The following is a 12,089-nucleotide window of genomic DNA, read 5'->3' as shown; positions in this document are numbered from 1 at the left end:
AAGCTCGCAATTCCTACTCTGCCGAGGTTGAATCTTCAGTTTCGCGAATAAACTCTTCTAACAACTTTTGCTGTTCCTTGTCCAACTCAAGGTCTTGCAAAAGGTCTGGCCGGCGTTGCCAAGTTCTTCCGAGCTTTTGCTTTAATCGCCAGCGTCTGATCTCCTCGTGGTTGCCACTAAGTAGTACAGAAGGGACAGGTTGACCATCCAAAACTTCTGGGCGAGTGTAATGCGGACAGTCCAACAACCCATCAGCAAACGAATCTTCGTCCGCCGAGGCCTGCTTTCCAAGCACTCCGGGTACCATACGAAATACAGCATCCATGAGCACCATTGCCGGCAATTCACCGCCACTTAGGACAAAGTCGCCAATCGACCATTCTTCATCAATCTCAGATTGAATCAAACGCTCATCAACGCCTTCATAACGGCCTGCTACCAGAATAAATTCTGCTTGTTTAGCAAGCTGTTGCACGCCTTCTTGCGTTAGCGTACGCCCTTGAGGGGACAGATAAATAACTTTTGCGTTGGGTACCAATAATTTAGCACTTGCAATCGCATCTTTGAGAGGCTGAACTTTCATCAGCATCCCTGGACCACCACCATAAGGCCGATCATCTACTGTTTTATGTCGGTCATGGGTAAAGTCTCGGGGATTTATAAAATCCATCTCGACTAAACCAGACTTAATGGCTCTGCCCGTCACACCATATTGGGTAATGGCTTGAAACATTTCCGGAAAAAGCGATATCACGCTAACCTTCACGTAGCGACCTCAGTTTGTCAGTTAAAATTCCGGATCCCAATCGACCACCATTTCCTGCTGTTCTAGATTAATCTCTAAAACATAAGTACCTGGTGCATAAGGAATCAGGCGTTCTTCACGATCAAAACTGCCTTCACACGCACGGATAACAAGAACATCGTTTGCACCGGTTTCCATCAGTTGAGAAACCTTCCCTAAGAGGACACCCTCTTTGGTTGTAACCCTAAGACCTTCCAGTTGACTCCAGTAATAATCACCTTCCTCTAATGCTGGGAGCTCTTTGGCATCAATGTAGATGTCTAACCCACAGAGTTCTTTTACTTGATCTCTGTCGCTATAACCTTTTACCGATGCCACCAAGCCGCGACCTTGCAGACGCCCTTGGTTTAGTTCAACGGTCTTCCACCCACTAGGAGTTTTCAACCACCAATGCTTGTAATCAAAAATTCCTCGCATTGGATCAGTGTGTGAATATAACTTCACCCACCCTTTAACACCATAAACTGATGTAATGCGTCCAACCACAAGGGCTTGCTCGGGAGCGGCCGCTTGCTTTAATTGAGACATAGCACTACCTCAGTATTAAGCGTTTTTGCCAGCTTCTTTAACAAGCTGAGCAGCACGGTCAGAAAGTTGAGCGCCTTGGCTAACCCAATGGTTTACGCGATCTAGATCGATGCGTAGACGTTCTTCTTGACCACGAGCGATAGGGTTAAAGAAACCCAAACGTTCGATATAACGACCATCACGAGCACGACGGCTATCAGCCACGTTCAAATGATAGAATGGGCGCTTTTTAGAGCCACCACGAGAAAGACGAATAGTTACCATATGATTGGTTCCTTATTGCTTAACGAAACACCCCTTGCCGAGTCGATTTTTGACTCATACTACAAGAAGGCGGCATATTCTAGTCGATTAACCAGAAAAACAAAAGGGCGAATTGCTCGCCCAGACAGTAAAAACGGCAGTTTTTTAACTGCCGTTAATAAAAACAAGAAGATACATTAAAAATTTAGGGAACATATCTAAAATTTAGGGAAATTTCCGCCGCCAGGCATACCACCGCCCGGCATCATTCCACCCAAGCCACGCATCATTTTCTTCATACCACCTTTTGCGGACATCTTCTTCATCATCTTTTGCATTTGCTTATGCTGTTTTAAAAGACGATTTAAATCTTGGATCTGCAATCCCGCACCCGTTGAGATACGTTTTTTACGGGAGCCATTAATAACATCCGGATTACGACGTTCTGCAGGGGTCATGGAGTTAATCAAAGCTTCCATTTGAACGAACATTTTATCGTTCACTTTGTCTTGAATATTACCAAGCTGCCCCATACCTGGGAGCTTATCCAACATGGAGCTCATGCCACCCATATTTTTCATTTGCTGAAGCTGCTCTTTAAAGTCTTCTAAATCGAAGCCTTTACCTTTTTTCAGTTTCCCAGCAAGCTTTTCTGCTTTTTCTTTATCAATCTTTTGCTCTGCTTCCTCTATTAAGGAAAGCATATCGCCCATCCCCAGAATACGGGATGCCAAACGATCAGGGTGGAAAGGTTCTAACGCGCTCGTTTTCTCCCCTACACCTAAGAATTTAATGGGTTTACCAGTAATATGGCGAACCGACAACGCCGCCCCACCACGGGCATCACCGTCGGTCTTGGTTAAAATCACCCCTGTCAGGGGTAACACATCCCCAAACGCCTTCGCGGTATTTGCCGCATCCTGCCCCGTCATGGCATCGACAACAAAAAGCGTCTCAATTGGATTAATGGCATCGTGTAACGCTTTAATCTCCGCCATCATATCGTCATCAATGGCCAAACGACCTGCGGTATCGACAATCAACACATCTTTATGGGCTTTTTTGGCGTAATCGATGGCATTGTTCGCAATATCAATCGGTTTTTGTGTCAAATCACTGGGAATAAAATCCGCCCCAACCTCACTGGCAAGGGTTTCAAGCTGTTTGATTGCAGCAGGGCGATAAACGTCAGCACTGACCACTGATACCGATTTTTTGTGACGCTCCTTTAGATACTTGGCCAATTTTGCAACCGAGGTGGTTTTACCCGCCCCTTGCAAACCTGCCATCAAGATCACTGCAGGACGGGCAGCTCGGAGATTCAGTTCGTCATTGGCTTGGCCCATGACGTTTTCCAACTCTTGCTTAACAATCTTAAGAAAGACTTGGCCTGGACTTAAACTTTTTGTGACTTCGGTACCCACGGCGCGCTCTTTGACCGCCGCAATAAAATCTTTAACAACAGGCAGAGCAACATCGGCTTCAAGAAGCGCCATACGCACTTCACGCAGTACGTCTTTGATATTGTCTTCTGTTAATTTGGCACGACCTCGAATACGATCAAGCGAGGAGGTTAAGCGATTCGATAAATTGTCGAACATGTTGCCCTCAAAATTTGCTCTATTATGGAAAAAACCTTCATTCACGGTTTAACCAAGGTGAAATTCACCCTATTATAACGGATAAATGATTGTCACCCTATACCTTTACTAATGGATCTATCAGTTTCATGACTCAATTATCGCTTTGGCTTGCCTGTATTGCATGTTTTACCTCTGGCATCACCTACTACTTTTGCCCTAAAGCGCGCCCTACACAGCTTATTGGTGCACTTGCCATCGCGCTACATGCTTATGCGTTATCCCTCACACTGCTTGATAGAAATGGTTTTACTTTTTTAACCATCGGATTGTTAATTGCCGTGATTGGCAATGCACTATTGTGGTTTAGTAGCCGAGATAAAGATTTATCTCTTCTTATGGCAATTTCGTTTCCGCTGACGGCCATTATTATTGCCTTGAATGCGATTCAGCCTTGGAACCTACATGAATTGCATAGTAATTCTTGGGGCACCAGCATCCATATATTAATTGCGTGTGTCGCCTACAGTTTATTTACCGCCGCCTGTGGTGTGGGAATTTTATTATCCATCCAAGAATACCAACTAAAAAATCATAAGTTAAAACAACTTCTTAGAGTACCACCACTGCAGGTGCTGGAACGCTTAATGTTTGAATTCATCTGGGCGGCTTTTATTTTCTTAACGGCAGCCATCGCTACCGGTTTCTACTTCATTGAGGATATTTTTGCCCAGCATATGGTTCACAAAACCTTCTTCACCATCGCTTCTTGGTTTGTCTTTGCAGGATTGCTGATTGGCAGACGTTATGCTGGATGGCGCGGCCAGTTGGCCGTCAAGCTCACACTCAGTGGCTTTTTCTTGCTTATGTTAGGCTATTTTGGCAGTCAAATTGCGTTACAAATTATTATGCATTAACGTCTAATACCATAAAGTCATTTGACAGCAACTTTTTAAGCACTAATAATCCCTTTTATCTTAACAATTGAGGCAGTCCCTTCTTGAACGATGTTCCCTTAAGTATTCTCGGTGGCATACTTTTTAGTCTAATCTTAATTTCCGCCTTTTTCTCTAGCTCAGAAACAGGCATGCTGACCTTGAACAAGTACCGTCTGAAGCATCTGGTGAAAAACAAAAACCGCACGGCAATACGAGTCAGCAAATTACTCGAGCGCCCAGATCGCCTACTTGGCCTGATTCTGATCGGCAATAATTTTGTTAATATTTTAGCGTCTGCGATCGCAACCATTATTGCTGTGCGCATTTGGGGCGATGCTGGTGTCGCCATTGCCACAGCCGCGCTCACATTGATTGTCCTTATCTTCGCCGAAGTGACCCCCAAAACCATGGCAGCACTCCACCCTGAAAAAGTTGCCTTTGCAGCGTCCTGGCTGCTGTCGATCCTGCTGAAAGTGTTTTACCCTATTGTCGTTTTTGTTAACGGCCTATCCAACGGCTTATTACGGATTTTTGGCGTGCATACCATCCAAAATGATCAAAACAAATTAGACTCTGAAGAGCTTCGTACAGTGGTTAACGAAGCAAGCGGTTTGATTCCAGCCGCTCACCAAGAAATGCTGTTGTCGATTTTAGACCTTGAAAAAGTCTCCGTAGAAGACATTATGATTCCTCGCAATGATGTGGTAGGCATTGACATTGAAGACAGCATTGAAGAAATCATTGAGCAAGTCTGTAACAGCCGCCATACCCGCATGCCGGTTTATAATGGCGAGCTTAATAAAGTCATCGGTATTCTTCATTCCCGTCGTGCTGCTACTTTCCTACAAGACCCAAATCCGTCGAAAGCGGCGTTATTAAAAGCCACCGTTGAGCCCTACTTTATTCCAGAGAGCACTTCTCTTAATACAGTCTTATTGAACTTTCAAAAAGATCACCAGCAAATGGGTATCGTGGTGGACGAATACGGTGATGTTCAAGGTATCGCCGCATTAGAAGATGTATTAGAAGAAATTGTCGGGGAATTCACCCCTCCAACGCAAGACGAAGAAGAAGAGATCCAACCTCTTGAAGACGGCTCCTTTAGAATTGAGGGCTCGACACACATTCGAGACATCAATAAAACCCTAGAATGGCATTTACCGACCGATGGTCCAAAAACACTGAATGGCCTGATTATTGAGACCCTAGAATTTATTCCTGAACACCCTATTAGTTTATGGGTAGGTCACTACCAGATTGAAATTCAAGAAATAGAAGATAAGGTTGTTAAATTCGCCAAGCTCAAGCTCAAGCTCAAACGCTAAGCTCAAGTGAAAACGTTAAGGATGTACCCATGAGATTTTGTCCAAACTGCGGTCATGCCGTGAATATGACGATACCAGAAGGCGATAATCGAGAACGAGCCGTATGTCCTCAGTGTGACTTTATCGACTATGATAACCCAAGACTTATCACTGGTACTCTCCCCCTCTATAAGGGCAAAGTACTCTTGTGCAAACGCAATATAGAACCTCGTTTTGGCTACTGGACGTTACCCGCAGGCTTTATGGAAAACCAGGAAACCACAAGAGAAGGCGCTCTGCGCGAAACACTTGAAGAGAGCGGCTCCAATGCGACCTGCAAGCAAGCATTTAGCATGATTAGCATTCCGCACATTAACCAAATTCATTTGTTTTACCTTGCAGAACTTGAACAAGACGACTTTCATGCCACAGAAGAAAGCTCGGAAGTCGCCTTATTTGATCTAGATAACATCCCATGGGATGAATTAGCCTTTAGCAGCGTCAGCAAAACGCTCAATTTCTTTATTGAAGACCATAAAAAAGGCCATTATGGTTTTCATGAAGATACCATTCTATTTAACGTTGTATCGGAATAATATGATAAGCCACTTCCTCATAAGGGTGTGAGGACAGCAAGGCATTAATTGCGCTCTGCTTGACATCTTCTTGCAGCAGCATTTCAACACGATACTCACAGATGTGTGAAATCTCATTCACTTTCCCAGAGTGCGGGTCTGCCCCCTCAAGAGGTCGAAACTGCCCCTCTCCTTTAATCTGCCAGCAATAATGATCATAGCTCCCTAATGACCCAGCCCCCACAGAAAACAACGCCTGTTTTACTTTATCTAAATCTGTTTCTGGCACATAAAATATGAGTGAATACATAAAACTCTCCTTAGTTATTAACAAATTATTATTAAAGGTAAAGCCATTTTCAACGCACCACTACCATAGACTAACTTGCTCTTGACTCTGAGGCAAAGACAATTTCGCTTGATACTCAGGGCGTAGATCTCGCACCTTTTCATCCAATTGAGCCGCCAATGTGGGCGCGGCAATATTATCCGAGGAATGCACAAATACGCTCGGCGTCAGCCCTTCAGACAACCATTGCGACAGTTTCATCGCCCATTGATCCAGCCAAGCGTCATTAAGAGGTAAATCTGGATGACCAATAAAACGCACCACAGGATGCCCCGAAGTCGCAATAGGGTGACAGGGCACACGAGGCTTTTTCTTTTGCGCATCCACCAAGCTGTCACAATAGGCATCCGTAGAAAACACCGGACGTGAATCCATAACAACCCGATTCACACCACGCTCAGACAGTGCGGATAAGAAATAACGCTCTGTATTACCTTTATCAAAATACGCCAAATGACGCACTTCCACCGATAAGGGTGCCGACAGCGACCACAAATCACATAAAGCTAGAATCGTCTCCAGCGCACGCTCATCACACACAGCAGGGAACTGCAGCATTGTTGGCCCAAGCTTACTCAACAAAGGTTCCAGCGCCCCCATAAATTCCAGCCAATCCCGTTGCACCTCTTGCCAAGATCGCTCAATTAAACGATGAGTGACCGTCTGCGGGGCTTTAAAACTAAATTTAAACCCATCATTGACCGATTCGTACCAGCGCATCAGCTGAACATCATCCACCTTAGTATAAAAAGTACTGCCCACCTCAACAGTAGAAAACACCTGTGAATAACGGCCTATTCGCTCTCCTGTTGCCAAAGAGGCCGGATACAACCAGTTCACCCAAGCAGGGTGTTGCCACTGAGCCATGCCGTAATAAATCTTCATTGAGGACATAAGTCTTATTATTCCACTCTACTTCTTTTCATCAGTATATGGCGAAACAAATCCTTAAAAAACCAAACGGGGTAATTTATCGGAGATACAAACATCGAATCATGCTATTTGGCCACCTTCCTACCAAAAACTGATTTGAAGAAAAAGTAATCATCTAAGCCAATCACACTAAAGAGGCTACGGGGATTAAGAATGCCAGTAGGCTGAGGTTAGAACCCCTTTTGTGGAGTAACTTTTATCTGATGAGGCGAATAAAGCTTATTTTTTCTGCAATCTTTTAGGGCTATAAATATCAATAACTCAGTGCTGATTGATCTTTATTTAAAAAATCATAGAGCATTGACGAACCAGCAAACAACATCATGGCATCAATTAAGCGATTAAAGGTATTCTCATTCATCTTCAATAGAAATTGCTTACCGATATAAGTCCCTGCAACAAGCGTGCTGCCCACTAGCAGACCACTTATAAATACAGGCCAAGGTAAAGCACCAATCGCCTCAAAAGTAAACGCCTTAGCCAAATAGATAGTGAAAGACGCCGCTGCTTCCGTTGATAAAAGCCCACCTCTAATAAGGCCATATCCGGCGAAAATCGGTATCGTTATTGGCCCTGTGGAGAATACGATACCAGTAAGATAACCAACGACACCTCCCGCAAGACTCAACTGCACATCATTAAGTTTAAGAGCCCGTGATTGGGCCCAATAACGCAATGGAATCAGTAAGAAAAAAAACAGTCCGATACAGATATCAGAAAGGGATGCAGGCATGACCCACAATGTATTTGCCCCCAGCGCAGCAGCAGGAATCCCAGGAACCGCATACAATAAAAATGCTCGTAGATTAATATCTCGACGCCATAGGACTACACGAGAGATATTCCCCATTATCGAGGCAAGGGCCATGATCGGAATGGCCAACTTAGTACCAAATGTATATGCAAGAACAGGTAATAACATAATGGAGGCTCCCGTTCCCACAACACCACTTATTACACCCGCCAACACACCAATAATAACAATAACCAAATACATCACGTCAACACTTCCCTTTTGTCAAATAAGCGTTTAAGAATGATTATCCCCCACCTCAGACATTGCCTTTTAAGACTCAGCAAACCAACTTGTACCTTGAAGAGATATAAGTAACCCGGCAGAATATTACTTATGTCACTCAATATGTGTATGTGTTTTGATAGGCAACCGCCTTTTATATAATCAAAACAGTTTCAAAAAGATTAAAGCTCATCAGTTTTTAATAAAAAAGAAATAGGCAGGAGAAAAATCATCAAAGGAGTTTTAGGATATTGATCTAGGATTGATATGATAAAAGATCGTTTAAGAACATGATGAAGATCAGTTTTGTGGTTGGACAAATCTAGAAAATCAGCATCAATTGAAATATTAAGAGTCTAGAGGTAACACCGAAAAAACCGTACTCCAGTGTTACCTACTATCTAGTCCTTTTTCTCTAACGCTTTCATGGCTTGAGAAAAGCCCATCCAAGAGACTGGAATACCAATTTTTTGCCCATCGGCGCTAATAAAGCGAAGCTGTCCTGTCTTCCCTACACTCATCTGCTTACGCATGTTGTTGTCCAATGTTGTCATGGCCACACCCCCCCCCCAGGTAGACAGCGAGTCAGTGCAAGGTCGAAACCCGCCTTTTCTTTACCATTGGCTTTACCATCTATCGATACATGAACACGACCAGGAATAGACACATTGGTCGGCAGCACCGTCGTCACCCGGTACGCTTTTTTGCCAGGTAATATTTTAGGACGAGACAATTCGTGGGAATGCCTCAGGCCTTGACCCACCATCAAAGATGATAAAATCGCCGATAGGAGTATATTTTCCTCAGCTTCAACGCCCCAAAAACAATAATCAAACCAACGGGGAAACACCCAAAGGCCCCTACTATTATAAAGTAAATACCCAGTGATTTTTTCTTCGTATACTGCAAAATTGCACCAATAAATGCCACCCCAAATAACAAAGCCATGATCCATGCAACGACATCAGATACCATATTATATGGTGCCAATGAAGCTAAAAAAACAAACCCTGTAATCACAAAGTTTATAAATAAACCAATCCAAATGATCCACATAATTTACTCGCCAAAACAGCTGAACGATACAAAAAATTCATTTTGCAATTTTACTCAAAATAACGTATCTCATTAGATTTTTGTATGGCAGTTGACCTATCGATCAGGGTAAGAGTGTGAATACCTTATTAGCATCCCTGCCGCTTAATTTTTAATCTAAATAGATACTTTATGATAAAAATTACAGCTCAATTCCTAATACACCTACGGTGTATCAGTTAAAAACACATTTTTCCGTCTATTTTATGAGCAATAACATCAAACTTGATTGTTTAAAAGCGTTCACTCTATCAACCTCTGGGGAAAGCTTCGCCCCGTGCTTCTTCCTATTAGTCCTTTTTCTCTAACGCTTTCATGGCTTGAGAAAAGCCCATCCAAGAGACTGGAATGCCAATCTTTTGCCCATCGGCGCTAATAAAGCGAAGCTGTCCTGTCTTCCCTGCACTCATCTGCTTACGCATGTTGTTGTCCAATGTTGTCATAGCCACACCCCCCCCGGGTAGACAGCGAGTCAGCGCAAGGTCGAAGCCCGCCTTTTCTTTACCATTGGCTTTACCATCTATCGACACATGAACACGACCAGGAATAGACACATTGGTCGGCAGCACCGTCGTCACCCGATACGCTTTTTGGCCAGGTAAACGCCCAATGGCCATTTCCATCACCGGACGAGGCTGACCTTGCACCTGAGCCGATTGCACGATTTCACAGCTACCCTCACCAGCCTTATTGTTCTTACCCTGTACAGACGAAGGCAGTCGCACACAGTGCAATACCCAATTTCCATAGGTGGCAGTCGTATCCGCTGGCTCAGTTGATACTGGGGTAGGGGTGGCAGATGTTGCCGCCAACACAAGCGGTGAAGCAACCACCAAGGTTGCGGCACACCATGCCAGCGCCATATGAAACACACTAAAACGAACGTTTATCATCACTCTATTTTCACTCTCTCACGGGTTAAAAGATCTCGCCCTACTGCCATCACGGCAGTGGGCGATTGCTTTGCATAAAGGCATCAGAACTGAGCCAGCCAGCGTAGGTTGAAGCGATTTTCCGATGGGCCATGGTTTTGATGCCCATGGGCGTATTCCATCGTTAAGGTTGTGCCATTTGAAGAGCCTATTTGAGACACCCCAAAGCGCAGGCCTACCCCAAACGCGTTGGCATAGGTGGTGGAATGCTCCACAGCCGTCGCTTGTTCCAACGAGGTCACCCCCATCGCGCCAAAAACATAAGGGGCCACAGCCGTACCGAACCTTGCATTAGACAGAATGCTTGGCAGGACAAGCGGTAAGGTCAATTCACTGCGCACCATGGCCCCCGAATCGCCCATTAATGCCCCCCCCTCAAAAGCGGATAGCCCATCAAAGCCCCCCAAGCCAAACTCCTCAGAGGAAGCCATCACATTGCCAAAAGAGGTTTGCGCTTTGCCAAACACAGACCATTGTATTTGGTTATGGGCAAAGCTTTGCGAATAGTGGCTGTTGATTTCCAGCTTAGTGAAGTCCGGCGTCGCACCACTGCGAGACATGGGCAATGCCGTTGTTCCATGGCGCGCGCCTAAACCGTCTAATCCAAAAGACGCCGTGGCGCTACCCGAGAGAAAACCACCCCAGGGAGTGTACAGGTTGGCATTTTGGGTCACACGCAGCACACGAAGTTTGTCTTTACTCCAATTCGAGTGGCTCCCGTCTATGTCCAATTTCTGTGTTTCGTTTTCGATACCCAAACCAATCTCTGAGCTGGTGTTCAGATTACGACTGCGGATCCAGCTATACCCCACCTTAGTGGAAAAACGTTGATAGTGATCAAGCATGGTATAACTGAGATCGGAGGTGGGATGAGTGTGACTGTCCACCCCTTCCACGTTCAGCCACAACCCATTGATGGACAGGGGCAAGGTAAAACCCGCCACCATCTGGCGGTTACGTGGGTCGCTGGTGAACACACTGTTTTTGCTCCCGGGATAGCCCCCTAATTGCAAATACTCTACGTCACCCAGCCCCAGAGTATTGTTAAAGTTGGCTCCGATACTGGCACTGTAATGCCCCAGTCCCTCACCAAGACTGTTATCAAAGGAGGCACTGAGTGCCACGGGCTGGTAACGTCCATCCACCACGATCACCGTGGAGCCTGGCGCTTTGCCCGCTTTCAGCGTGGATTTCAGCAGCACACCTGGGACATCGCCCGCCAGCAACAAACGCCGTTCCAGTTCGCCCTTGGTAAGAGCATGATTGCCCACCAGAGGCTGCAACACCGCTTCAATACGACGACGTGTGGCCCCCTGAAAGGCGGACGCATCAATGCTTTCCACATAGCCCAGGGTCACAATCAATTTTAGCGGCATGCCGCTTTTAAGCGTCTGCGGTGGCAAGGTGACGCGAGCCAGTAGATAGCCCGCTCGCACGTAGGCGGTTTCCAAGGCTCGGGCCGCCGCAAACAGTTCCGCTCCGCTCACTCGTTTGTCTTTGATAGTCGCCGCTATTTTGGCCGTCGCCGCTTGCAGCGCGGGCAATTGCCCCTCGACCACCAACCCTGAGGGGGTAACGTACAGCTTATCCGCCCCCGCTGGGGCCGTGAGGCCAGACGTTGCGGGCAAATTCAGGCTACCTTGTGCCGGGCTGGTCACCGGCGGGGCATAGCTTGGCTGCGTTACTTGGCTGGCCGTCTCTGCAAAAACCGTCACAGGAATAACCAAGGCCAATCCCGCCATAACCAGTGCCGAAAGCGTGGGAGTCAGTTTGTTCGATACCATCATAA

General features: G+C 45.7%; 14 protein-coding genes. 3 read left to right on the top strand and 11 right to left on the bottom strand.

All coding sequences use genetic code 11. The features are described from left to right. Positions 1-13: 13 nt before the first annotated feature. From trmD to ffh, 4 genes are all read right to left on the bottom strand, one after another. Positions 14-766: a tRNA (guanosine(37)-N1)-methyltransferase TrmD gene (gene trmD, locus AC0VYI_RS04420; protein WP_199477938.1), complete on the bottom strand. Its 753-nt coding sequence runs from the start codon at positions 764-766 to the stop codon at positions 14-16. A 21-nt stretch (positions 767-787) separates the two neighbouring features. Then, positions 788-1,333, bottom strand: a complete 546-nt coding sequence (gene rimM, locus AC0VYI_RS04415) for a ribosome maturation factor RimM (protein WP_199477939.1) — start codon at positions 1,331-1,333, stop codon at positions 788-790. Positions 1,334-1,348: 15 nt separating this feature from the next. Beyond that, positions 1,349-1,597 (bottom strand): 30S ribosomal protein S16, encoded by a 249-nt coding sequence (gene rpsP / locus AC0VYI_RS04410; RefSeq protein WP_067019399.1) that lies wholly within the window; start codon positions 1,595-1,597, stop codon positions 1,349-1,351. Positions 1,598-1,794: 197 nt separating this feature from the next. Continuing rightward, positions 1,795-3,177 (bottom strand): signal recognition particle protein, encoded by a 1,383-nt coding sequence (gene ffh, locus AC0VYI_RS04405; RefSeq protein WP_475447570.1) that lies wholly within the window; start codon positions 3,175-3,177, stop codon positions 1,795-1,797. Between the two features lie 128 nt (positions 3,178-3,305). Here ffh and AC0VYI_RS04400 point away from each other — a divergent pair, with 128 nt between their 5' ends. The 3 genes from AC0VYI_RS04400 (at position 3,306) to AC0VYI_RS04390 (ending at position 5,994) form a co-directional block, all read left to right on the top strand. Next, complete coding sequence (locus AC0VYI_RS04400; RefSeq protein WP_199477941.1) at positions 3,306-4,073, top strand: cytochrome C assembly family protein; 768 nt, start codon at positions 3,306-3,308, stop codon at positions 4,071-4,073. Between the two features lie 83 nt (positions 4,074-4,156). Beyond that, positions 4,157-5,419: an HlyC/CorC family transporter gene (locus tag AC0VYI_RS04395; protein ID WP_475447569.1), complete on the top strand. Its 1,263-nt coding sequence runs from the start codon at positions 4,157-4,159 to the stop codon at positions 5,417-5,419. A 29-nt stretch (positions 5,420-5,448) separates the two neighbouring features. Further along, positions 5,449-5,994 (top strand): NUDIX hydrolase, encoded by a 546-nt coding sequence (locus AC0VYI_RS04390; protein WP_199477943.1) that lies wholly within the window; start codon positions 5,449-5,451, stop codon positions 5,992-5,994. Here the strand turns inward: AC0VYI_RS04390 and AC0VYI_RS04385 are convergent. The 7 genes from AC0VYI_RS04385 to AC0VYI_RS04355 form a co-directional block, all read right to left on the bottom strand. Further along, positions 5,975-6,283, bottom strand: a complete 309-nt coding sequence (locus tag AC0VYI_RS04385) for a hypothetical protein (protein ID WP_475447567.1) — start codon at positions 6,281-6,283, stop codon at positions 5,975-5,977. The two genes, AC0VYI_RS04390 and AC0VYI_RS04385, sit on opposite strands and share 20 nt — an antisense overlap. A 60-nt stretch (positions 6,284-6,343) precedes the next feature. Continuing rightward, positions 6,344-7,207: a DUF72 domain-containing protein gene (locus AC0VYI_RS04380; RefSeq protein WP_475447565.1), complete on the bottom strand. Its 864-nt coding sequence runs from the start codon at positions 7,205-7,207 to the stop codon at positions 6,344-6,346. A 301-nt stretch (positions 7,208-7,508) separates the two neighbouring features. Then, a complete protein-coding gene (locus tag AC0VYI_RS04375; RefSeq protein WP_475449788.1) occupies positions 7,509-8,252 on the bottom strand; it encodes a sulfite exporter TauE/SafE family protein in 744 nt (247 codons plus the stop codon). Positions 8,253-8,674: 422 nt separating this feature from the next. Then, positions 8,675-8,827, bottom strand: coding sequence for an invasion associated locus B family protein (locus AC0VYI_RS04370; protein WP_475447563.1), 153 nt, complete (start codon positions 8,825-8,827; stop codon positions 8,675-8,677). Next, a complete protein-coding gene (locus AC0VYI_RS04365) occupies positions 8,824-9,123 on the bottom strand; it encodes a hypothetical protein (protein WP_475447561.1) in 300 nt (99 codons plus the stop codon). The genes AC0VYI_RS04370 and AC0VYI_RS04365 overlap by 4 nt, the downstream gene beginning before the upstream one ends. A gap of 535 nt (positions 9,124-9,658) precedes the next feature. Next, positions 9,659-10,261 (bottom strand): invasion associated locus B family protein, encoded by a 603-nt coding sequence (locus tag AC0VYI_RS04360; RefSeq protein ID WP_475447559.1) that lies wholly within the window; start codon positions 10,259-10,261, stop codon positions 9,659-9,661. Positions 10,262-10,344: 83 nt separating this feature from the next. Further along, positions 10,345-12,087: a ShlB/FhaC/HecB family hemolysin secretion/activation protein gene (locus AC0VYI_RS04355; protein WP_475447557.1), complete on the bottom strand. Its 1,743-nt coding sequence runs from the start codon at positions 12,085-12,087 to the stop codon at positions 10,345-10,347. Between the last annotated feature and the right edge of the window lie 2 nt (positions 12,088-12,089).

This window comes from Marinomonas sp. 63XJN7_9_ISO-PGPR-S23-217, assembly GCF_056173515.1.
This window is presented reverse-complemented; position numbering and strand designations above follow the sequence as displayed.

What these genes read in the sequence shown, in the direction of transcription:
- AC0VYI_RS04360 (WP_475447559.1), bottom strand. Translation starts at nt 10,261, where the DNA reads ATGATAAACGTTCGTTTTAGTGTGTTTCATATGGCGCTGGCATGGTGT.
- AC0VYI_RS04385 (WP_475447567.1), bottom strand. Translation starts at nt 6,283, where the DNA reads ATGTATTCACTCATATTTTATGTGCCAGAAACAGATTTAGATAAAGTA.
- rimM (WP_199477939.1), bottom strand. Translation starts at nt 1,333, where the DNA reads ATGTCTCAATTAAAGCAAGCGGCCGCTCCCGAGCAAGCCCTTGTGGTT.
- AC0VYI_RS04355 (WP_475447557.1), bottom strand. Translation starts at nt 12,087, where the DNA reads ATGATGGTATCGAACAAACTGACTCCCACGCTTTCGGCACTGGTTATG.
- AC0VYI_RS04400 (WP_199477941.1), top strand. Translation starts at nt 3,306, where the DNA reads ATGACTCAATTATCGCTTTGGCTTGCCTGTATTGCATGTTTTACCTCT.
- AC0VYI_RS04370 (WP_475447563.1), bottom strand. Translation starts at nt 8,827, where the DNA reads ATGACAACATTGGACAACAACATGCGTAAGCAGATGAGTGTAGGGAAG.
- rpsP (WP_067019399.1), bottom strand. Translation starts at nt 1,597, where the DNA reads ATGGTAACTATTCGTCTTTCTCGTGGTGGCTCTAAAAAGCGCCCATTC.
- ffh (WP_475447570.1), bottom strand. Translation starts at nt 3,177, where the DNA reads ATGTTCGACAATTTATCGAATCGCTTAACCTCCTCGCTTGATCGTATT.
- AC0VYI_RS04390 (WP_199477943.1), top strand. Translation starts at nt 5,449, where the DNA reads ATGAGATTTTGTCCAAACTGCGGTCATGCCGTGAATATGACGATACCA.
- AC0VYI_RS04375 (WP_475449788.1), bottom strand. Translation starts at nt 8,252, where the DNA reads ATGTATTTGGTTATTGTTATTATTGGTGTGTTGGCGGGTGTAATAAGT.
- AC0VYI_RS04380 (WP_475447565.1), bottom strand. Translation starts at nt 7,207, where the DNA reads ATGAAGATTTATTACGGCATGGCTCAGTGGCAACACCCTGCTTGGGTG.